The sequence below is a fragment of the Patescibacteria group bacterium genome (assembly GCA_041661625.1).
GTDB lineage: Bacteria > Patescibacteriota > Patescibacteriia > JAHIZJ01 > JAHIZJ01 > JBAZUB01.
In genome coordinates this window covers 19,117-41,514 of sequence record JBAZUB010000001.1, presented here as the reverse complement: position 1 = coordinate 41,514, position 22,398 = coordinate 19,117, and the positions used below count along the sequence as shown (strand labels likewise).

The following is a 22,398-nucleotide window of genomic DNA, read 5'->3' as shown; positions in this document are numbered from 1 at the left end:
TTTATACCCGGCAAGTATACTCGGCTGGTCTCTTTTTGGCAATGGGCTTGCTTAATCTGATTGCTGTGCTATAATGCTTTTTGTTCTCAATATTCCAACAGAGCCACGATACGTGGACCCATGGTGTAGCCCGGTCTAACACGTCTCCCTGTCACGGAGAAGATCAGGGGTTCAAATCCCCTTGGGTCCGCCACTCGGAAACACCGGATACTTGTATGCGGTTTTTTCGTGTACCCAAAAGAAAGCTTTTTGGCTCAATAATGTTTGCTTATTTCTTACTCCGTCAGCGCCCCATTCTGGTTGTAGATTTTGACCATCGGGGAGGAGTTGGAGTACGGGACGGCAATAATCTCGTCTAGTCCGTCATCGTTAACGTCGCCGGATGTAATGTGGGCCGCACCGGTGAAGGTTTTGGGATAGAGGTAGAAGCTCTTGGATAGGGTTTGGCCGCTGTTTTTGAAGATCTTGAGGAGGGCCTGGGATTGGGGGCCGGGGGTAGTGAGTATTTCTTCAATGCCGTCGCCATCGACATCACCGCCGGCAATTGAGAGGCCGCCGCCGAAGGTGCGGCTGAAGGCGTAGATACCGGGATTCATGCGCTTGCCTTTGCCGGTAAACATCTGGAGATGAGGAGCGCCTTTCTCGGGAGCGGTGATGATCTCTTTGGAGCCGTTGCCGTCGATGTCGATGGCCGCCAGGACTATGCCGCCTTTGAAGTTCTTGGCGTAGGCCATGAAATTGGTCAGCATGGTGCCGTCAGATTTATGGATGGTGACATGGGGGCCGCCGCCGGGGCCGGCCGCTACGATGATTTCAGGACGGCTGTCGCCGTTGACATCACCGCAGGCAATGTTGGCTCCGCCGGTGAACTTGCCATCCAGGGCAAAGAACCCTTTGCCTATGGGGGTGCCTTTGCCATTGAATATTCTGACTTGAGGCCGGCCGCCTTTGCCTGGGACTGTGATTATTTCATCATAACCATCATTATTGGTGTCACAGGTGGCTACCCGGACACCAGAACGCAATGTTTGGGCGTAGGCGAAGAACTGGCTCAGAACCATGCCGGTGCCACTGAAGACCCGGACTTGGGGGCCGAGACCGCGGTCTGTCCCGACCACTATCTCAGCGGCAGACGTACCCATCACATTACCAGAGGCGGCAAAATAACCACCCCGTACTTTGCTGGAATATGCATAGAAGGAACCTTTTTCGTCTAATGGATGATCAATGTTTGGAACCGATGCGCCCGTTGAGGTTTTTACACCCAGACCTCGATAAAGTGATGCCGATTGACCATCTGTGTTAGTTACTGAAACGTCATACCAACCGGTTGATAATTGTTTTACCGGCAGCTCAATAACTAATTCCGTGCTTTTAACAACGTAGGTTTTCGTGGCATCAATTTGTCCAAATTTTACCGCTGCACCATGACGGAAGTTTTTACCAAAGATATTCACCCGCAATCCCGTCCCCTTGTCCCATGATAAAGCGATGGTATTGGGGCTAACGTTTGTTATCTCCGGCCCGGCCTCGGTAAATGGAGCGGTACCTTGAATATTTACTTGGCGAATAACATCATCATTGGAGTCGGCCACCATCACAATATTTGACCGACCATCAATCAACATACCCTTCGGATTGTTAAATTCCGCGACGGCTCTTGCTCCGTTGTGATAGCCTCGCTCTCCGGAACCGGCTACTAACTTCGTGATCAGGGTGTCTTTTTCGATCAATCTGACACGGTGCGATCCCGCTTCCGTGACATAAATATTTCCCGCCGTATCCACTCTCAAATATTCCGGATATGAAAATACCGCCCGGCGTCCAATCGCATCGTTATAGCCTGCCGAACCCGTCCCCACCAATGTGCTAACCATGTTACTGGCTAACGATATCTTTCTAATCGCATGATTGTTAGTGTCGGCGACGTATAGATTTTCGCCGTATTTATCCAACGACAAACCGTAGGGTTTATTAAACTTAGCTTCCCCGCCAGCACCATCCGTAAACCCGGCGCTTCCTCCGGCAATTAGTACTGTTTCGCCACTAGCAATGGTAATCCGGCGAATGCGATTATTCCCCGAGTCAGAAATATAGAGATATTTGTTATCGGGCGAGATGGCAATTCCGGCCGGTTTGTCGAATCTGGCTGTATCGCCCACACCTTCAGCATAACCGTTATTCTGCTCACCGGTACTGTTAATCAAGCCGCCGCCCGCTACCAGCGAACTTATCGATGTGGCGAGTTCTACTTTTCGGATACGATTATTCCACCGATCGGTCAGATATAGCGTACTGCCGTCGGAATTTATCGCTAGCGAAGTAATATTGCTAAACCGCGCGCTCGTGACATCACCTTCACGATAATTATCCACTACGCTGCCAATCAGATGAATAGCGTCCCCGGTAGCGTAGTTAATCCGGCGGATTTTATTGTTTTCGGCCACATATAACCATTGCCGATCCGGACTCAGCACCATGTCCCAGGGACGGCCCAGCAATACTTGGGCGGCGGCGCCATCACGATTGTTGAATCGATTGGCACCAGCGATGTCTTCGTTGACATTGGACGGATCGGCCAGACTAAAGCGTCTGATCGTACCAATACCCGAATTGGCAACATAAATATAGTTATTTGATACCACTAAGCCGCTGGGAAAGTTCAGTGTCGCCATCACCGCATCCTGTGCCAGCAGACTAGTAGTGGAATTTGACAGGTCGATAACTCTCAAGAAATCTGTGTAACCGTCGCCATCGGTGACATACAGCTTGTTGTTGTAGTACTCTACCCCCCAGATATTGTTAAAAGATGCCGCCGCGCCGGTACCTTCGACATAGCCCGCATTGCCCGAACCGGCGATATCAACCACATCGCCCGTCGATAGGTTTACCCGTTTTACCTTATGGCTGCCGCTATCGGCTACGTAAATATAGGTTCCACTGCTATCAATAGAAATCTTTTTGGGTGCGCTTAGATTGCTGGCTACAGTCTGAACCGCACCGCCAGCGGCTGGCAATCGTTTAATGGAGTTACTGCCGGTATCCGCAATATACACATACCCTCCATACACATCCACGCCCTGCGGGTTACTCAAACCGCTGGCTAAGGCCGAGACAGCTCCATATCGATCGATTTTACGTATTTGATTATTCTCGCTATCCGCCACATAAACATTCCCGTTGGTGTCGGTGACAACACCGCGCGGCGATGCAAATTCAGCCGCCGTCGCCGCTCCGTTAGCATCGCCATAGGAACCGGTACCGGCTAAAGTAGTGACAATGCCCTTGGTATCTATTTTCCTAATCACGTGGTTGGCGGTATCGGCCACAATAAGATTGTTATTAGCGTCAACTACCACGTCTTCCGGAAAATCAAAATATGCACTGATGGCTTGCCCACCATCGCCATCATATGGTTTTCCCAAATAAGTTGAAACGTCGCCGTAGGCAGCCTGAGCTTTATGCCCACACCAACCCAACCCAAAAACCACCAACATTAGAGCTATAGTTTTTTTCATTTATTTTCCATTAATTTGATTATAGCATAACACTTTTTTCGGTTTGCGTCACCCATTGGCCGTTTTTATAGATCATTTGAATGTCACCCGTTTGATCTGTCCGCCAATATATTATTCCCTGTTGCTGCAGGCGTGACAGTATCTCAGGTGCGGGATGGCCATATCGATTGGGTTGACCCACCGAGATAACCGCTAAGGTTGAGTTAATTGTTTTTAACCATAACTCCTGGCTTGCGAAATGACTGCCGTGATGCGCTACCTTCAGCACATCAACTCGGAGCGTTGGTTCGTTCATCATAATTGTCTCTTCCATGGCCTGCGTCATATCACCGGTCATTAAATACTTTCTACCTAGAATATTCACCTCGCTAACAATAGAGAGTTCATTCAAGTCCCGTACCGATGCCGCCGTGCGCTCCGTTGCGTAAATAATACTTATGGTTAGATTATCGTCATACCGCCATTTTTGACCGGTTTTCCCCCGAATTGTCGAGATGCCTCGTCGGCTTAGTATGCCGTCCCAAGTTTCAGCCAGTGAATCATTTGCGGGCATGTCAGTTTCGATTACTCGGTCGATTTTATAACGCTGGGCGACTTCCAACAAACCAGCTAAATGGTCCGCGTGCGGATGCGTTACCACGACAGTTTCGATGGTACGATCGTTAAAGGGCATATACTTGCCAAGTTTCTCTAGAATTCGCTGATCGGGTCCGCCATCAATTAGTATCTGGATGTTATTTGGCGCCGTAATCAATATGGCATCGCCTTGTCCCACATCGCAAAATATCACCCGGTATCCCTGATTGTGCCGCAAAACAACAATAACCAGCAACGCCACCGACAACAGACCGGCTCTAATGATGAGTTTTATAATTCTATGTCGCATTTTTCTTTCGATAAGCTGATAATTTCCTAAGTAAAACTATCAATATTGCCACACTATATCCGCCCAGTAGTTTTAATGTTGTATCTTGTTCGATTTTAATAGCCGCGTGGGGTAAATTACCGAACCAATGCGTAATGCTTAATATGTATGACAATCCCAGCCACCCAAACCAGCCGATGATTTGACTTAGCGTCGCGCTGACTGCGGCCGTGACGATAATAATCGCACCAACAGCCATTATCGCGGGTATCACCGGCAGTATTAACATATTTACTACCGGCGATATTAATGACACCTGACGAAAATTTCCGATCATGATCGGCAGGGTAAGGGCTGTGGCAGATAAAGTTGAAGCCAGAGATTCTCGTATACCGACTAATTGCGGTACCCATTTTAGGTATTTTTCAATTACCGGCGATATCCAAATCAACCCAGCGGTAGCCAGAAATGACAATTGAAATCCGGCATCATAAACTAGCACCATTGGATTGGCTGCGATCATCAATAGTCCGGCCACTAGCCAGATGTTGGTAATTGCACCGACCCGTCCGATTTTTTTTGCCAACAAGGCCATTATACCCATAATAGCGGCACGGACAACCGATGCCTGCGCCCCGGTCATAATAGTAAATACAAACAATACGGCGACTACCAACCAAAAACTTCGATTACGCCCCAGGTAACGGCATGTGACGGTGAAAATCATGGAGGCTATGATTGTAATATTGTAACCCGATATGGCAATAATGTGTGACACGCCGCTGGCTCGAAAATCGTTTGATACTGATTCGGGCAAACCGCTACGTGAACCGATCAATAATCCAGCCATAAGCGATGCTTGCGGTTCTGGTAAGGCCAGCTGAAGTCTTTCGGTGGTCCAATGCTTGGCTTGGAATAACAACCGCATAACAACATGGCTGCGTTGGCTCCCCTCAACTTCTACGTAAGCGGTCTGGCAGGTGGCGCGGATGTTCGATAGCATAAGATATTTATCATAAGCAAAATCATCGGTCGGCTTCGGCAGACTGGGTGAGCATTTTAATGTGACGATATCGCCATATTTAATCGCTTGCCCCAGCGGCAAACGAACCAACATCCTAGCCGAGCGGCTAACATTACCAATTGATTTGGGCGCGATAGTGAGCGTTTGGTGATCGATGCCTATTATCGGCTCGGCATCCACTGTGCCATATATTTGAAGCGGTTTATCACAACAACCCGCCACCCGCCCAGCTGTTCGTTGTGACAATGTGCCGGTAATATGCACCGCACCGATAATACACGCCAGCGTCACCATTACGATTCCCGACCAGGCTAACTTGTGCGTGCTATACGCTATCACAATAGACATTACAGCCACTGCGAGACAAATCAAAGCTGGTGGACGCCAATATGACCAGGCGCCCACTCCCAGAAAATAACCGATTGCCAGCCAGCGCAATAACAACGAGGGGTGAAGCATAGATTATGCCACTCCCTGCCGTTTGTTTCCGGATGGTATTTTAGAACAATTTCACGTTATTGCCAAGTACGTCCAGGAAATGGAAATGCGTCAGGTAAAGCAGCCCGGCTAATACAATTACCAGCATGGTGCGAACCAATGTGGGGGCGTGTTGAATTCTTATCTTGATAAATACGGTTAGCATCAACGCAACGGACAGTAAGGCGAATATGACCAAGTAGAAATAATCCGCATAGCGTACCAATATTGCCGTTAAGCCGATATTTGGTTGGCTGTAAGACTGTGCGGGAATGATACTGGCGGTGGATATGGTATTTTCAACTAATGATGTTGATTGACCATTTACCTGTCCCGATACGGGCAGTGGTGCCGAAACAATTATTGGAACATTAAACGAGCCGCCATCAATCCAGGTCAAATTTTCTGCCACTAACGCAAAATTTTCTTGATACGAACCGGGTGTATTCGGCGCCATAATCGGCCACTCGATTTTTACCTTTTCACCGGGTTTAACTTCGGATACTGGTAATATGCCGGCACGATAATACTCCGGCCAGCGATAGTGCTGGAATGGGCTGTGCCGGCCAGCCGGATCGGTGACATTAAGCGCAATAAAATGATCGCCGCTATTTTGCCAGACTGCTGTACCGGTATTTTTGAACTCGGCCCAAATCGAGGTTTCAGTTCCACTGGCTAGCTGAACAATATCCTGGCTTTGCTCCACCACCTGGGCGGTGTAGGTTGGAACCGGCGGAGTGATCGCTGGCACTTGAGCAGGTGGATTTTCTACTGGAGTCACAACAGTCGGTTTGACAGTGTTTGATTTGACTAGGTTGGCGTTACTGGTGGATCCAAACAGTTGCACCATCAAAGTGGTGGTTCGCCCTTCAAATGTTGCGTCAACTACCGCAATCCCGATATCGGAATATTTTTCATTCAAAATATTCTTTCTATGCGACTGGCTGTTCATCAGCGCCTTGACGGTACTTTGGGCGCTGGTAAAATCTTTCGCCAAATTTTCACCCGCATAAATATAACGATATCCGGTTCCAGCCACCCAGTCCCATGGTCGCCGCCCGTCCGGGCTGGTATGGTCAAAATAACCTTTGGCCACCATATCATTAGCCTTATTGAGTGCTGCTTTTTGCAATAAGCCGTTGGTATTCAACGCAGGTAGGCCGGCTTTTTCCCTTTCCGAATTAGTCAAACTGGCAATTTGTTCGGCCGTAATCGATGCAAACTGAGCCTGGCTGGGATACGATAAAAAGAGAAAACCGGTAACTGATACTTTTACCAGCAACAAGGCGACGGTGAAACCACGCAACCACCGGTATCTTAGAATTTTAGGTCGGTGGAAATTGCCATCGTGCGGAATAAAATAATGCTTAAAATACTCCGTACTTCGGCTACCAATGCTCTGTAGATTTGCGTATGATGGCTCATTCATATTTTTTGAACTTGGCTGTCCAATGCCGAATCATATCTCAAAATTGCTATTTTGTCAACGACTTCACGCGCCATTTGCAATGTTCACCAGCTTGGCAGTTACCACCAGCCGACGCGCCGTTGATAATATCGGCGTACAGGTAAAGAGCGTTAACCGGTCATCGTTGGTATTGTCTAAGATTTCAACTTGTTCGGGTTTCACTTCGCGTGATCCGGTTACCTGATAATTATACAGCTTGGCTGCCCATTGCACCTGGATCGCATCACCTGGCTGCAATTTATCCAGCAAATAAAATGTGGTGTTGTTGGGCGGCAAATATTTGAACCGATGGCCGCTAATTACTGTATTACCGCCCTGATCCGGCGTGGAGGTTTTGGGTATGCGCCAAGCACCCTGGTTGAGTGCCGACTCGTTTGGACCTTCGATAATCGGCGTATCGACCCCGATTGATGGTATTAACAGCCTGTTCTCATCAGTGAGTTGTTTGGTAGTAGAATCAGATCCGTTATTTACCACGTGGGGTGACACGGAGCTAACCTCGCCCGCTGACCAGCTCCAACTTTTGACATACGGGTAAGCCAACAATACCCCGGCCAAAGCGGCAAGCGCAATCAATCCGTAGCCAAACCTAACCGATAAAATATTCTGGCGTTTTTGAACCGCTGCCACTCGGCTTCGGACGTTGGCGCGCCGAACTTTTTTGACCGTTTGTCTAGTGGGTTTATTTACCCGTGGCATGATTTATTTTTTGCCGCAGCCGATACCAGTATATCCCCGAACCCAGCCATAACATTCCAATGGCCATAAGCAAGACATAGTCCGCCCAGCCAATTCCGGTCGCAGCCAATGTTTCAACCGTATCCGTAGGGCCTGTTTCGGCACCTAATACTTGTGGTGCCTTTACCTCGATATTGATAAATGCTGCTACAGCGGAACTAATACTAACCGAGGTGGCTACAGCTGACGCCTTACCAATACCGGCGGCAGCTGTTTCCGATACAATCCCGTCAACTGTAGTGGTAACTTTATTTCCTACCGCAATATTACCCAATGCCCACTCCCGTTCAGCCGAGCCGGTTTCTACGAAAGTCTGCCCGTCCGGTAATGTCATTCTCAAGCGCACATCAACCGCCGGTGCAGCGCCGGTGTTTGTCACTATTACCGTATATTTTATGGCATCGCCTGGATTGACAAATGTCACATTTGATTGGAGCGCGACGTCTAGGGTGGTGGTATTTGGCAGCACCACCTCAGGCAGACGCACCTCCACTGAAGAGCCTCCGTTAAGCATAGTATGATTATCAGCAGTAACTGTTAGCGTGTCTTTGTATATACCATTAATAGCGTCGTTTTTTATAGTCCCTTGATATTTCAGAGTCATGGTATCATTCGGCCCCAGCGCTCCACCGGAAGTTAATGTTTTCTCCGTTCCCAGTGAATCTGTGAAGAAAAGACCGCTTGGTAATGTTGCTATAACCTTAACATTCTGCGCTGCAGCATTGCCGGTATTTTTTATCGTGGCGGTATAATTGACTAATCCGCCAGGTTTCAAGAAGGTTGTTGCATCGTTCGTGACCGTTTGAGTAAGCAATGGCGCTACCACGACTGGTTCTAGTGGTTTAATAATATTTTCATCGGGATTCGAATCGGTTTTTGTCTTACTATTTACCGAGTAGGCCGCCCACCAAGCCGGGTCGTTAAATGCCATGCCAAACGACGCTTTATCTATCTCACTGACGTAACCATCTTGATCCAAATCGGCTCGCGAGTCGAAGCCTGCGTCACCAGCATGTTTAAGATATGAATCTCCGATTATTATCAGGTCGAGAAGATCTACTACGCCATCTCCGTTCATGTCGGGAGATTGTCTGACTACCGCGGTAAACTTATTTTTAAAATCATTGTTTGCGATGACTTTAGTATGACTATCGACAGAGATGCTATATGAATCCGGAGCCTGCGGTAATATTTGTGTCCAACCAGGTCGCAACGTTTCACTAACGGCCCAATTACCATCACTGTGTGGCAAGCTAATTACATATGCGCCATTGCTGTCCGCATTAGTTGTTATTGTATCGCTGCCCTTTGTAGCTTTTACTTCCCAGCTAATACCGCCGATATAATTATTGTCGGCATTCGGATCAATATATACATACCCGGTAACATAGGGATTAACTTGATACGCCTCCGTTTCGCTTCCAAACGTCACGTTATATTTTCCCCAATCATCGGTGTTCACCTTATAAACTCTAAAGCAAAATGTGCCGGTAGCATCAACCGTATAGACACCGTTTTTTACCACGATATTAGCATCGCCCGATTCGATTTGTCCGGCAACACTCCAATTCATATCACCCGCTGAGAATGACTCGCCATTCACAAAAATCCGATTCGCAACATCAGCATAATCTACCTTGTCACTTTTTGGACCGCATCCATTTGCAGTTAACCATATTTTCGAAACACCTGCTTGTGCCATTGTTGGCGTCAAGAATAAACCAACTCCGCCAGCGTTGACCAACAACAATGTGATGACATTTATTGCCAGGGCTACTCTATTTTTGTTGGATAGGGCGTGAAGTTTCATATGTATGGTAATTAATAATATTACGTTTGATGATCGGCTGCTTGATCATGATTTGCCGGCTGTTCGGACGTCGATTGACTTTCGTTATGCTTCGATCCGCGATTAGGCCGGACAATCAGCCAGAGACCGACTAAAATCAATATCACCGGCCAAACCTCCCGCCTGGCCGCGACCGACATGAGAATTAACACGCTTACACCCAACAGTATCCAAGCTGGTATTAAGTATCCACGCGATCGGTCGCCAAAATGATAGGCGGCAAAAAAAGCCAAACTTACGGCCAGCGTGTAGATAAATGATGTTTCCCCGCTGGTGGTATAGTCAGTCAAAGACTCAAACATAAAATACGCACCCAGTACCGTCAATATGGTTCCGGGTATCAATACCCCCTCCATGCCCTTATGCTGGCGCCGCGAGAAAAACATTGTCCAAAAAGCCAACCCCGGTATCAGCAGTACAACCGGCCAAAATTTCCCGGCTTGTATGTTCAAACCCAGTTCTTGCAGAAGAAACAATAGGCCGATGATTACAATGAATATCCCCCAGATAGAGCGGGTGTTTAGACTTGTTTTTGCGCTAGGTTGATTCATATTTGGTAATTAAATATCTCTGTTTCATTTTTACCATTTTCTAGCATTTTTGGCAAGTAGCCGAGCGTTTGTTTTTTTGTCGGTTTTATTATCAGCCGAGTAAACTAAAAAGCCGGTGGCTGCTACCGGCTCCGAAAGAGCGCTATATTTTATCTGCGACTACTGATGAACTATTACGGTTGTACCATTCTCGGCCCAGTTCCACAGCTTGGCCGCATCGGCGATCGATGACCGCACGCATCCATGCGATACTTTTCTTCCTAAATGATTCGCCCCCTCATAGTATAGTCCGCCATTTTTCATTTTCCAATACGGCAATCCGTGCAACCCGTGACCCTGCGCCGTAAATTGCATCCAGCTGGGCATATATAGTTTGTACTTGTTTGAGTAGGCTACTGTCTGCTTGTTAAAAATCTTAAACGTGCCGGTGGGCGTGTCCATACCGGGTTTCCCGCTGGAGATCTGATGCTCGCCTACCTTGATGCCGTTTTCAAAATATTTTAGTCTCTGATCTGACAAATCAATTTCAATATATTTGCGATAGTCGGTGCGCCCCTCGGCAACTTGGCTGCCGGGCATAGTAATAATCGAATCCGGGCCGTCTAATCCCAGGGTGTCTCCTGCCGCAACATTCACTCCGCCCCTAAATGTGTATTCATAAGCAAAGTAATTCACACCCAGCGGTTTGCCATAGGCTTCAAATGCGAGAACTTGCGGACCGCCATTTTGGCTGGCCGATACTATTACCTCGTCCAAACCATCTCCGTCTAAATCTCCGCCGGCTACATTTATGCCGCCGCGATAAGATTCTGGGAAGGCTATAAAGTCACCGATGATTGTTCGTTCGCTATTACCACGATATACTTTCACGTGCGCTACTCCATAAAAGTGGATAGCTGTGATCAATTCTTCTGTTCGGCCTCCATCAGCATTCAGACACGATACTGATACTCCGCCGCGATCCTGGTTTGAGAACGGCCGGAAGTCCAGCGCCTGCGCTGTACCAAAGCGATCAAATACGCGTACGTGCGGATCGCTATCGTTGCCGCTGCCGACGACGATTTCCGATGTACCGTTGCCGTCAAAGTCACAAGCTGCGACATGGATGCCGCCATGGTAATTTTTATCAAAAGCAAAAAATCCCGGCGTAAACATATCCTGTCCGCTGGCATTGAATATCTTTACCTGGGGGCCGCCACCCGCACCCGTACCAGCAATTATTTCCGCTGTTCCATCGCCGTTCAAATCACCGGCCGCCACCTCAACCCCGCCGGTGTAGCTGGCACCGTAAGCCAAGAAACTTTTTATTAATGTCCCGTCAGTTAGAAAAATATTTACCCTGGGTGATCCACCCGGCCCAGCACCGACGACAATCTCCGGTCGGCCATCGCCATTGACGTCATCAACCGCCACCGTACCGCCGCCCTGAAATGATTTATCAAAAGCTAAAAACTCACCGGTTGCCTGAAGAGTTTTTGGATCGCTTACTTTCACCATCGGCTCGCGCACACCGGCCGCTAGCGACATCTTTGGTAACAAAAAAGCGGCGCACATAATTACGCTGCCCAGACTTAATAACGCAAAACATGGCTTCTTCATTTTTGTTTTTGTTTTTGTATTTTACTAAACCCCCGGCACTTTTCTTTTTGGAACAACAGAGAGGGAACGATGGGGGCTAAGCGCCCTGTCCCAGTCGGCTTTTTGTAAGCCGTTTGAGGCTAGATTGACTCTTAGCCCCTCTTTTGTTTTTGTTTTTGTTGTTCCTATCTATAATGATATCAGATTTTTTGACATTTGTCAACCTGATTTACACCATAGTTATGTAAGCCAGCATAGTTTCCAATGGATCCACTTGGTCCCGTCGATGTGAAAAGTACTTTTCGCTCATGCAGTAGGTGCACTCGCCACAATCGTTTATGTTGTTTTTATCAATACCCTCATCTAGCAGCTGTTGAGTGATAATTTTTGGAAGGTCCACAAATGTAATTCCCTGCCTATTTTCTTTTGCATAGTCGGGAAATTCTTTTTCTATTTCCAGCTTGATAGAATAATGACGCGGCCGTATGCCTGGTCCAATGCCTACAATAATATTCTTTGGATTGCTGCCAAACTCTGATTGCATTTTATTGACCGCGTTTTGTATGATGCCTTTCACTGTCCCCCGCCAACCGGCATGAGCGATGCCAACGGCTGCTTTCTTGGGATCATAAAAATATACCGGGAAACAGTCTGCGGCCGTGAGACCGAGTAGAACATACCTATCATTGGTAATCAAACCATCAACGTTATTAATTATTTTATACATATCGATCGAGTTTACGTTTCTTACATCATTACCGTGAACCAACTTAGCCTGGATTAAATTGCTAATATCATATCCATGTCGCGCCAAATATTTTGCTCGGTTATTTCTATTAGCCTTTCCCAGCTCAAAATCATCCGACAAATACATTGACCCATCAGATTGTTCAGTGATGCCGTAACGGATATTTGGTTGCTTTTCAAAATTTTTAAAGCATAAAGTCATGCCACAAGTATAACATTTCTACCAAAAAGTAAAAACCATCATTCCTATTTCTGGTTGATGGCCATATTCTATTCGATATCCGGTTCGTTAAGACGACTAATTATCAAAGACTTTCGATATACGTACGCAATCGCTCTTTTGCCCTATTCATCATTTGTTCCGCATCTACCTCGCTATCAGCGTAGTCTGTTAGTAAGGTTTTGCCTTTTTCTTGTCTAGTTTTCCTAGCTTGAATAATGTCCGCGTGTTCAATCGCCGTATTTGGCACTCCGCCGTAGACGCAAAAGGCGTATCCGTATTCATAATCCGTAACGTGCAAACTTTCCGGGTCAAGAAAGACATTGCGTTTCAACTTAAGCGCCTGGCTATTTACATAAACTCTAGCGTACCTTCTCCCCACCGTTTCGTCGTCCATATATCCTTCTACGGCGAAATCTACAGTTTGCAAATAGGTGGGGGTTTTTTCTTCGGGCGATCCAAACACCGCCCCACCGTTATCAATATGACGCTGTAGATTTTCAAGTTCTGTGACGTGGCCAAGTTGTTCCGGTAAGATTTTCAGAGGTAGTAATTCGATCCGAATCCGTTCATCATCTAGCCTAACAATATTAATATATCCCCGGTTGGCCGCATCAATAATATTATCGACAGCTTTTTCGCTCCATCCTATTTCCCCGATCTCCCCTTCAATCACCGGATGTGGTAGTTCGTAATTGGCCTCAACTTCGTGTGATGATAGACGTTCTAAGTTGATCCGCGCGAGCACTCGATGTTCTTTGGCTGTATTTAGGCGATCTTGGAAATATGGATCGGCCGTTATTTCGTGTTCTCTCAGCATGATAAGTGGTTGCTTATATATACGAACACATCACAAACCGTAATATATTTGTTCTGTCGTACTATTTTTCGAACACCGTACCGAAAACATAATCACCCTTTAACACAGTATCGATTCGAAACGTACTATTATCTGCCTGAACTGCGTTGGGATCCGGCCATACGCCTGAAATAGCCCAGGACTCTGGATAACTTATGGTCGATCGATAGACGCTATTGAATGACCCCGATTGTTTTTGGACATACAGACTATAGAGCACCGCACGATTAATAACGCCATCAGGCTTTAAATTGATTGGCAGCCGATAGACCAGCCTAAGCTTGATGCTTTGGCCAGGCTCCACCTGCGCCCAGTTTCCAAATACGGTTTTACCAAATTCCTGATTGATCCTGGTGCCAGAACGCTCATCTATAATCACCCGACCTTCAATATTAGCCAAGTCAGCATCGGGCGCGTATTCCCGGCTGGGTGATTTCATTAGTTTGGGATCGGGTTGTTCGAAACCGGTCGCTTCTAATAGCGTAGCACCCTGCGGTACGTAGAGACGCAGGTAATCAACATTCTTAACCCCGGTCCAAGTATCGCCCGGTTGGCCGGTGTGGGTTCGGGTTATTTCTACCGTGGCCGTGGCTGTCCCATCGGTGTTAATTTCCAAATCATGATCAATGGTCTGATCAATCACCGCGTCGGTTTTACCGCCGCTAATATTACTATTTACTACCATCAAGTAATCGCCGGCCGTTGACTTGATATCACCGCCCCAGCCAAAATTCTTGACCTGGTTTTCTAATGTCGGATCATTGAGATACATCAACATCTGCCGGCCGTCGAGCGATTGACTCAATGAATCCAATACCGACAAAAAGGCCGTCTGGTTGCTGGCCAGCAGCTTGTTTAATAATTCCGGCAACAAATCAGCAATAAATTGTTTTGGCTTATTGGTGGTCTTGTCGTACACCAATTCGACCTGGTTCAAGGTTTCGTCAATAAAGTTTTCGCTGGTGATCGTAACGCCATATTTGGCTTGCATATCGATCGAGCCGGTGATTTTCAGTAAATTGGTAATAACTTCAGGCGTGAGACTGATGACGCCATCCACCGTCGGCCCGCCGCTTTTCTCATAAAACCACATGACTTTCTGAGCCGAAGTCGGCCAGTCGGGAAACCAATTGGCATCCTGAAGATACCAATTAGGGTTTACCAGATGCAGCGGCGCCGGCGCAATTACCTTTTCCTTGAGCTGACCCTGCATGTCATAGGGACCGCCGCCCGGTATCTCAATTTTCTTGATCGCTCCCCGCTCGACATCGATCAGCGCCATACTGCCGATAAAGCCTCCGGTCGGACGCATTTCCCGATTGTTTTGGAATATTAATAAATAGCGGCGCGTACCGGTGCCACCCAGCACTTGGTGCATGACTTGATTAAAATCAATAAACTGATCCATGTCTTTGGCTAGTCCCGGCAAAACGCTCTGAATCCTGGCAAAGTCGGCCCGATATTGTTCCGGCAAGGCCGCGCCGTCCACCTGGGCCACATGTTCCGCCGCCAGCTTTATTTTATCCCGGGCCGGTTCGATATATTCCTGGCTTTGTTCCAGCAGATCAACCACCGTTCGTTCATCCAAGATACTCTGATTTGGAGTTACGCCCGGGTTCAACATTTGCACCATCTGAGTCAAATCCTGACCCGCCAGAGACATCGCCTGGCCGGCCAACAACAGATGCTCACCCGAGCTGAGCAATTTACCCTTGACTGGCACGTATTTTAATAACGACAGGATAGATTTGCCCGATCGATTCAGTTCCCGTTGTGCGAGCGCAAAGGTATCTGTCGCCTCGGAAAATTGGGTTTTGGCCAGAGTGTAATCGCTCTGGGTGGCCGCCTGGCCAGCTACAACCAGCTGGCCAAAAGCCTGGATTGAAATCTCCGCCACGCGGTCGCGCATATCCTGCAGGCTTTGATACCCCCACAAACCATAAATAAACAACAATAACAACGCTCCCACTACGCCGAAACCCAACGCCGATCGCAAGGCGTAGCCTCGAATGCGCCACCGCGGCAGACTAAACTTCCAACTCGAACGAACTTTTTTAGGTGGTGCCGCAACCGAAGTCGCTGGTTGAGATACCACAATCGGCGCCCTGGCACGTGTACCGGCGGGCGCTATCGCGGATTTCTTTTTCAAACCGCTGAATATCGAGCCGCGTTGTTTTCGATCCAGCTCGTTTTTTAGCCGTTCGATTTCCTTTTGCAGAACAATTTCCCGGAGATTAATAACATTTGACTCCGGCACGGTTCGGGCGTCATCTTGGCTCTTGCGGTATTGGACGTTTTTTACTGTTTGATTCTTCTTCGTTTTGGGTGTGTTCATCGACTCATTGACTGATAAAGATCGACGGTCTGGCGAGCCATTGTCTCCCAGCTAAAATGCCGGACTCGCTCATTGCCTAACCGCACCAATTCATCCCGTTTATCGGGTTGTTCGATTAGATTGGCTAGTACATTTACTATATCATGTTTTTCGTTGGGATTAAAGTAGACCACGCCATTTCCCAGGATTTCTGGCAAGCAGGAACTGTGCGCTGCCGCTACCGGTACCCCGTATTGCATCGCTTCGAGCGGTGGCAGGCCAAATCCCTCGGAAAGCGAAGGGAATACGTACAGCAGTGCTTTCTGATATAGGGCCGGTAGGTGCTCGTCTGGAACATAACCCGGATAAATCACCGCGCCGCCCAATCCCATATCATCACTCATCTTTTTTAATCGCTGGTAAAAATAATCCATCTTGCCGACCAGCACTAATTTAACATCGGCGTGCCGTTGTCTCAACTCTTTAAATGCCGCAACCAGCATCTCTAGATTCTTGTGCGGATAGGCGTTACCCACATATAGCAAGTATGGCCGACTGATATGATATTGAGCCAACACCGTATCGGGATCGGTGGCTTCGCCTTGAAACAAGTCGGTGGCCTCATATGTCACGGCCACTTTTGTTTCAGGCAGCTTGAAGAACTTTACCAACTCATTTTTTACGAAATCGGAAACGGTAATTACCTTGCGCGACCGCTTAACAGCCGTGGCGATCACCCACTGGTATCCAAGCCGCTTGAAAAAATACTTGACAGGGCCCAGCGTGGTCGCTCGCGTAGTCGGAAAATGCGTGATAATCAAATCATGGATAGTAACGAGGTATGGCCGACGGTACAACAATGGCACGTTAAAGTGAGGGAAGTGAACTAAGTCCAATTTCTGCGCGTTTATTAACGCTGGAAATTTAAGTTGTTCCTCTACCGAATACCAGCGATATGGTGCCAGAACTTTGATAAAATTTGGATTCTTTGGTTGATACGTCTCGTAACTGCTGGGTTTTACAAAAATCCGATATTGGTTGGTCTGATCAATTTTTTCCAGATTTTCGATCAATTTCTGGGTATAGCGTCCCAGCCCCTTGCCTTCCGGTCCCCAAAAACGGGCGTCAATGCCTATTTTCATATTATTGGCGAAATTATTTCTTTAAATATGTTCAGTGTAGCCCGAGCAGTCTCTGACCATTGATATCGGGCATATAATCTTTCGGAGTCCCGGGTCAATCGCTCGCGCAAGGCTGGTTGATCTTCAATCGCTTGCAACGCCCGGGCTAATTCGTTGGCATTGTACGGATCGACCAGCAACGCCTGCCGCCCCAGCACTTCGGGTAGTGAAGATGCGTGTGCCATAATTACCGGAGTGCCGCATGCCAGACTTTCCAACGGTGGAAAGCCAAACCCTTCATAGACAGATGGGTAGACAAAGGCTAGAGCGCCGCGCAACAAACAATATTTATCCGGCTCGGACACATAGCCGGCGAACTGGACCGCCGAAGTTAAATCGAGCCGCTGCGCCAATATTTTTAGATGCTTGTCCTGCCAACTAGGCTGTCCGACTATAACCAACTGACTGCGGCCACCATTGGCGCGGTAGCGATGAAATGCTTCCAACAAAGCGACGGTGTTTTTTCTTGGTTCTAGAAAATTCAAGGCTAAGAAGTACGGTTGGGTGAATTTTAACCGAGCTAACACATTCACCACATCGTTTTCACTGGGTACTCGATCCGGACGCGCCAGTCCCGATGGTACCACGCTGATTTTGCCTTCGGGTACCCGGCATAGCTCAATCAAATCTCGGCGGGTACATTCGGATACGGCGATAATGCGATCCGCCCGATTTAACAACTGCCGTACGCCGATGAACCAGTGCCACCAGCGCCGCTTGCGCGACAGCAGATTGGGATATATGACATGGGACAAATCGTGTACGGTCAGTACCAGCGGACAATCGCGCGACAAACTGGCAAAATTCCAATTGGGCATGAAAAAGATATCCACGCCACCGCATAACCGATCCAGCTTGGGCTGATGGGCAAAACACTGCGTGGCATGAAATATCTTATTGGGCCATCGGCTGGCCGCGAGACGCACGTTTGGCTCAGAGCCTGACCAAGTGGCCGGTTTGCCCCAAGCATTGGCAAACAAAATGTATTCGTTATCAGAATCTATCTGCAATAACGACGCAACAATATTGCGGGTATACATAGCCACCCCGCCGGGATGAGCCTCACCAAGCGATCGTATGTCGATACCGATGCGCATCGGCCTAGCTGCGGAAGTAACGAACCAGGTAGACAAATCCCAGCGATGCCACCAATCCAACGATTAATCCCAGCACGGTGCGTACGGGTATATTTGAGGGTTGCTCGACAATTACCGGTTTCGCCCCGACAACTTCAAATAGCGCCTTTTGCTCGGAGGATTGATTGAGTGATTTGGTGCGCTGGCTGACATTTTGAATAATTCCGTTGGCGATTTTCTCCGCAGTGGCTCGGTCGCGCTCCGGGTAGGTCACTACGATATTTTGGGCTGAGTATTTCTTGGTCTTAAATTGCGCCGTGAATTTTTCCAGCGTGTCGATCTTTGGAGTCACTCCCGCTATATCATAAACTTCCAGAATGAATGACGGGGTATAAAACCAACTGACGACTGTTTGGGAAAACAGGTCGCTGGCCTGAATGGCGTAATAACCGTCGTACTGGTATTCGGCCGTATCCTGTTTGTTGATCCGATTGACCGCAAACGATATCGAAGTACGATAAACCGTCGGGATCTGCTTCGCCCAGACGTAGGATGACGCCCCGACCAATAAAGTTATGATCACTATCAGCCAGAGATACTTCTTTAACAATGCCGAATGTTCATTCGTGTTCATGGCCTTATATATGATTAATTATTTATCTGAGATGTAGTTCGCGTGTCGATATAGGCGCGAATATTATTCTTAAAACGATCCACATCAAATGTAGTCGCGTGGCGTTGTATGGCTGCCGGGTCAACGCTGTCGATCTTGAAACGCAACACCGTATCGGCCAGCGCCGCCCAATTCTGATCGTGGAAGAATACGCCGGTTTGTCCATCAATCACCGTTTCCAGTGCTCCCCCTTTGGCAAAGGCAATTACCGGCCGACCCGAAGCCATGGCCTCGATGACGGTGATACCGAAATCTTCCTCCTGCGGATTGATGAAGGCTTTGGCGTGGCTGTAGAGATCCGCCCGTTCTTCGTCACTCACCCGTCCGAGGAACTGAATATTGCTCTTGGCAATTTTTCGCAGATTCTTTTCTTCCGGCCCACTGCCGTAGACTTTCAATGGGAAACCCAGCTGATTGAACGCCTTGATCGCTTCGTCAAACCGCTTATAAGCCACCAAGCGCCCGCCAATCAAATAGTAATTACCAATTTCACTGGCAACCTTAAACCGTGATATTTCCACAGGCGGGTAAATAACCGTACTATCGCGGCGGTAGTATTTCTTGATCCGCCGCTGTACCGCGGCTGAATTGGCAATAAACTCGTCGACTCGCTGGGCGGCTAATTGATCCCACATCCGTATGCGGGGCAGCTGGGATCGAATAAGGTTCTTAAAAATGTTTGGGTAATGCAGTTCATCGACATACCGATGCGTGTCGCTCCACAAATATCGGGTCGGCGAATGGCAGTAACAAATATGCTTGGTATCGGCTAACGTAATCACACCCTTGGCGAACGCCGAACAGGATGACAGCACGACGTCAAACTCGGTCAGATCGAATCGCTCAATCGCGTCCGGCATCCATGGTAAATACCATTGATAGCGGCGCAATCCAAATGGCATCTTCTGCAGATATGATGTGTGTATTTTCTTACCTTGAAAAGCCACATTCGCCCGGTCTTTATCATAAACCAGCGTAAAAGTGGGCGCATTCGGATATAGTTCCTGGAATACCTGCAGCACCTTTTCGGCGCCGCCGTCCTGGGCCAGATGTTCGTGAATAAGGGCGATTTTCATGGTAAGCGGTTAGCTGACTGATTTAGCATTGAGCACCACCCAGGGTGTCCGTATAACCACCTTCAAATCCAGCAAGGGCGACCAATGTTCGATGTAATAAATATCCAGCTTGGCTTCCTCGTCAAAATTGAGCTCCGATCGGCCCGATATTTGGGCCAGTCCGGTCATGCCCGGTTTTATGGCCAGCAGTTTGCGATGTTCCCGGCGATAACGGATGACCTCTTCCGGTTCGTGCGGCCGCGGACCAACCAGGCTCATATTGCCCAATATTACGTTAAACAGTTGAGGTAATTCATCAATGCTGGTCTTGCGAATAAACTTTCCAACCCTGGTAATGCGCGGATCGTCTTTGATCTTGAACAGCGGCCCGTCGTTGCGTTCGTTATACTTCATCAATTCTGATTTCATGGCATGGGCGTTATTCACCATCGATCTGAACTTGTAGAGCGTAAACGGCCGATTTGACTCACCTACCCGACGCGCTTGGTAGAAAATCGGACCCTTGGTTTCCAACCGAATTATTACCGCCGTGATTAGAAATACCGGTGATAAAATAATTAACAAGATCACAGCCAAAATAGTATCGCCGATTCGTTTCAATATTCGGCCCCAGCCATCGAGCGGCGTGCGTTTTATTTCGATCAACTGCTGACCGGCCTGGGTTTCGAACCGAATATTGGATACTTTTGTATCCAATAGATCGGCGGCATATTTGAACGCAACGTGGTGGTCATTACATAAATCCAACACCTTCATGCGTTCGATCCGGCCCACAAACGGATCGGCTAAGATAACTTCGTCCAGTGGTTGCGCGTCCAAACGATCACACAGTTCATTCAATGTTTGTTCGTTTACCTGCGCCAACTGCATACCCACCCGATAACCCAAACCCGGATCGTTGTTGAACTTTTCCACCAAAGCCACCGCGGTTTCACCGTGTCCGACCACGCAGACCGTGCGCAACCCCACTCCCCGCCGCATCATCGATCGCTGGATTGACCGCACCACCAGCCGGCCGATGCTGGCCAAGATCATAGCCGCGACCCAGCCGACTAAAATAATAAAACGCGAAGAGAACATTTCGCGTCGAAAGAAGATCAATAATATGATTAACAAAACGCCCGTGGAACAGGCCAGTATTATCTTGATAAACTCATCGAAAAAACGCCGGGTACCGCCGATGGCATACAGTCCGCTGATGGCGAACACCAGCAACCAAACCAAGCCGACAATCAGTACAATCGGAATGTATTCCCGAATCGGCAGTTCGTACACGACCGGCCGCAGGCTGGCAATCTCCCAAAACCGAAGCCGGTAAGCCGCCAATCCGGCCGCTACGATCATCAGATAATCAACCGGGACTAAAATGGCACTGAAAGCAAGTTCAGCTCTTTTCATAGTGTGGTTTAATATTGTCCGAAGAAGGCCTGTAAGCCGAATTCTGTCCCCTTCGCTCTACGGACCTCGTGTGACAAGCTAACAACCGAAGTTAATCAGTGGTGTACTTGTCCACCGAAGCCCGCAGGGCGTAGGTGGATGGCCATCTATCTCGATCCGCCATTGCTGACGGACTCTAGCAACCTACCCGCCACCCCCACCCTAGCCCTCCCCCTTCTTCACCTTTTTGATAATCAAAGATGATTCAAGGGGGAGGGTTTGGGTGGGGGTGACCTATTCGGTCTTGCACCAGACAGGGTTTTTCACACTACCCCGTCACCGAGGCAGTCTGTGGGCTCTTACCCGCGCTCCAATTCTTTCGTCATGGGCGCGCCAACCGAAGCTCCGTTAGGAGCGTAGGCTGGCCACTCTTTTCACCCTTGCCCTTTGCCCGCCAAGTTATTAACAGGCCAGTGGGCGGTATTGTCTCTGTGACACTATCCCTGGGCTTCGAAAACTCAAAAAGTCAATTGAACTCATCGAATTTCCTGCTCCCGCTTTCATTTCGAAAGTGTCTCTTACCCCAACGTTTCCATTGGGAGGTGTTCGGACTTTCCTCCCAACTGCGCTCGCTTTCAGCGAGCTACGTTGGGCAGGCCCCTATGCCTTTTGTACACGGTAAGGGGGCCTGCCCTCCGAAGCTCACCACAGGTGAGCGCAGGAGGGCGGCCATCCAGCCTTCTTCAGACGCTTGTACAATACTGTATTACAGCTGTTTTGTCAAGCACAAAAAAACAAACGCTTTGT

16 protein-coding genes, 1 tRNA gene and 1 other RNA gene are annotated in these 22,398 nt (G+C 48.3%); 1 reads left to right on the top strand and 17 read right to left on the bottom strand.

Translation table 11 applies throughout. From position 1 onward, the window contains the following. Positions 1-114: 114 nt before the first annotated feature. Positions 115-193 (top strand) — tRNA-Asp (locus WC734_00195). An 82-nt stretch (positions 194-275) separates the two neighbouring features. On the opposite strand, the gene WC734_00190 is transcribed toward WC734_00195, so the two are convergent. The 17 genes from WC734_00190 to rnpB all read right to left on the bottom strand — a co-directional run bounded on the left by WC734_00190 (position 276) and on the right by rnpB (position 22,336). Continuing rightward, positions 276-3,518: an FG-GAP-like repeat-containing protein gene (locus WC734_00190; protein ID MFA6197561.1), complete on the bottom strand. Its 3,243-nt coding sequence runs from the start codon at positions 3,516-3,518 to the stop codon at positions 276-278. Between the two features lie 19 nt (positions 3,519-3,537). Continuing rightward, the gene (locus WC734_00185) at positions 3,538-4,404 is read right to left on the bottom strand and encodes an MBL fold metallo-hydrolase (protein MFA6197560.1); all 867 of its coding nucleotides are present in this window, start codon (positions 4,402-4,404) and stop codon (positions 3,538-3,540) included. Beyond that, positions 4,394-5,866, bottom strand: a complete 1,473-nt coding sequence (locus tag WC734_00180) for a ComEC/Rec2 family competence protein (GenBank protein MFA6197559.1) — start codon at positions 5,864-5,866, stop codon at positions 4,394-4,396. Before WC734_00180 ends, WC734_00185 begins: the two co-directional genes overlap by 11 nt. Positions 5,867-5,906: 40 nt before the next feature. Continuing rightward, complete coding sequence (locus WC734_00175; protein ID MFA6197558.1) at positions 5,907-7,313, bottom strand: CAP domain-containing protein; 1,407 nt, start codon at positions 7,311-7,313, stop codon at positions 5,907-5,909. Positions 7,314-7,376: 63 nt separating this feature from the next. Then, positions 7,377-8,051: a class D sortase gene (locus tag WC734_00170; GenBank protein MFA6197557.1), complete on the bottom strand. Its 675-nt coding sequence runs from the start codon at positions 8,049-8,051 to the stop codon at positions 7,377-7,379. Next, positions 8,035-9,900: an NEW3 domain-containing protein gene (locus tag WC734_00165; GenBank protein MFA6197556.1), complete on the bottom strand. Its 1,866-nt coding sequence runs from the start codon at positions 9,898-9,900 to the stop codon at positions 8,035-8,037. The genes WC734_00170 and WC734_00165 overlap by 17 nt, the downstream gene beginning before the upstream one ends. 20 nt (positions 9,901-9,920) lie before the next feature. Then, positions 9,921-10,490: a DUF5668 domain-containing protein gene (locus WC734_00160; protein MFA6197555.1), complete on the bottom strand. Its 570-nt coding sequence runs from the start codon at positions 10,488-10,490 to the stop codon at positions 9,921-9,923. A 159-nt stretch (positions 10,491-10,649) separates the two neighbouring features. Continuing rightward, on the bottom strand, positions 10,650-12,089 hold the full coding sequence (locus WC734_00155) for a L,D-transpeptidase family protein (GenBank protein MFA6197554.1): 1,440 nt from the start codon (positions 12,087-12,089) through the stop codon (positions 10,650-10,652). A gap of 208 nt (positions 12,090-12,297) precedes the next feature. Beyond that, complete coding sequence (gene pgeF / locus WC734_00150) at positions 12,298-13,017, bottom strand: peptidoglycan editing factor PgeF (GenBank protein ID MFA6197553.1); 720 nt, start codon at positions 13,015-13,017, stop codon at positions 12,298-12,300. A gap of 103 nt (positions 13,018-13,120) precedes the next feature. Next, positions 13,121-13,855 (bottom strand): hypothetical protein, encoded by a 735-nt coding sequence (locus WC734_00145; protein MFA6197552.1) that lies wholly within the window; start codon positions 13,853-13,855, stop codon positions 13,121-13,123. A gap of 61 nt (positions 13,856-13,916) precedes the next feature. Continuing rightward, positions 13,917-16,229: a DUF4012 domain-containing protein gene (locus WC734_00140; GenBank protein ID MFA6197551.1), complete on the bottom strand. Its 2,313-nt coding sequence runs from the start codon at positions 16,227-16,229 to the stop codon at positions 13,917-13,919. Then, positions 16,226-17,350: a glycosyltransferase family 1 protein gene (locus WC734_00135; GenBank protein MFA6197550.1), complete on the bottom strand. Its 1,125-nt coding sequence runs from the start codon at positions 17,348-17,350 to the stop codon at positions 16,226-16,228. The genes WC734_00140 and WC734_00135 overlap by 4 nt, the downstream gene beginning before the upstream one ends. Next, the gene (locus tag WC734_00130) at positions 17,347-18,486 is read right to left on the bottom strand and encodes a glycosyltransferase family 1 protein (protein MFA6197549.1); all 1,140 of its coding nucleotides are present in this window, start codon (positions 18,484-18,486) and stop codon (positions 17,347-17,349) included. The genes WC734_00135 and WC734_00130 overlap by 4 nt, the downstream gene beginning before the upstream one ends. Positions 18,487-18,490: 4 nt before the next feature. After that, positions 18,491-19,099 carry a hypothetical protein gene (locus WC734_00125; GenBank protein MFA6197548.1) on the bottom strand — a complete coding sequence of 203 codons (609 nt, stop codon included), beginning with the start codon at positions 19,097-19,099 and terminating at the stop codon, positions 18,491-18,493. A gap of 14 nt (positions 19,100-19,113) precedes the next feature. After that, positions 19,114-20,214 carry a glycosyltransferase gene (locus WC734_00120; GenBank protein ID MFA6197547.1) on the bottom strand — a complete coding sequence of 367 codons (1,101 nt, stop codon included), beginning with the start codon at positions 20,212-20,214 and terminating at the stop codon, positions 19,114-19,116. Positions 20,215-20,223: 9 nt separating this feature from the next. Continuing rightward, a complete protein-coding gene (locus WC734_00115) occupies positions 20,224-21,612 on the bottom strand; it encodes a sugar transferase (GenBank protein MFA6197546.1) in 1,389 nt (462 codons plus the stop codon). A 16-nt stretch (positions 21,613-21,628) separates the two neighbouring features. Continuing rightward, an RNA gene (rnpB, locus tag WC734_00110) (RNase P RNA component class A) lies at positions 21,629-22,336 on the bottom strand. Positions 22,337-22,398: the final 62 nt, after the last annotated feature.

Bases quoted from the DNA above. Each gene is read 5' to 3' on its own strand.
- WC734_00190 (MFA6197561.1), bottom strand. From the start codon at position 3,518: ATGAAAAAAACTATAGCTCTAATGTTGGTGGTTTTTGGGTTGGGTTGG.
- WC734_00185 (MFA6197560.1), bottom strand. From the start codon at position 4,404: ATGCGACATAGAATTATAAAACTCATCATTAGAGCCGGTCTGTTGTCG.
- WC734_00180 (MFA6197559.1), bottom strand. From the start codon at position 5,866: ATGCTTCACCCCTCGTTGTTATTGCGCTGGCTGGCAATCGGTTATTTT.
- WC734_00175 (MFA6197558.1), bottom strand. From the start codon at position 7,313: ATGAATGAGCCATCATACGCAAATCTACAGAGCATTGGTAGCCGAAGT.
- WC734_00170 (MFA6197557.1), bottom strand. From the start codon at position 8,051: ATGCCACGGGTAAATAAACCCACTAGACAAACGGTCAAAAAAGTTCGG.
- WC734_00165 (MFA6197556.1), bottom strand. From the start codon at position 9,900: ATGAAACTTCACGCCCTATCCAACAAAAATAGAGTAGCCCTGGCAATA.
- WC734_00160 (MFA6197555.1), bottom strand. From the start codon at position 10,490: ATGAATCAACCTAGCGCAAAAACAAGTCTAAACACCCGCTCTATCTGG.
- WC734_00155 (MFA6197554.1), bottom strand. From the start codon at position 12,089: ATGAAGAAGCCATGTTTTGCGTTATTAAGTCTGGGCAGCGTAATTATG.
- pgeF (MFA6197553.1), bottom strand. From the start codon at position 13,017: ATGACTTTATGCTTTAAAAATTTTGAAAAGCAACCAAATATCCGTTAC.
- WC734_00145 (MFA6197552.1), bottom strand. From the start codon at position 13,855: ATGCTGAGAGAACACGAAATAACGGCCGATCCATATTTCCAAGATCGC.
- WC734_00140 (MFA6197551.1), bottom strand. From the start codon at position 16,229: ATGAACACACCCAAAACGAAGAAGAATCAAACAGTAAAAAACGTCCAA.
- WC734_00135 (MFA6197550.1), bottom strand. From the start codon at position 17,350: ATGAAAATAGGCATTGACGCCCGTTTTTGGGGACCGGAAGGCAAGGGG.
- WC734_00130 (MFA6197549.1), bottom strand. From the start codon at position 18,486: ATGCGCATCGGTATCGACATACGATCGCTTGGTGAGGCTCATCCCGGC.
- WC734_00125 (MFA6197548.1), bottom strand. From the start codon at position 19,099: ATGAACACGAATGAACATTCGGCATTGTTAAAGAAGTATCTCTGGCTG.
- WC734_00120 (MFA6197547.1), bottom strand. From the start codon at position 20,214: ATGAAAATCGCCCTTATTCACGAACATCTGGCCCAGGACGGCGGCGCC.
- WC734_00115 (MFA6197546.1), bottom strand. From the start codon at position 21,612: ATGAAAAGAGCTGAACTTGCTTTCAGTGCCATTTTAGTCCCGGTTGAT.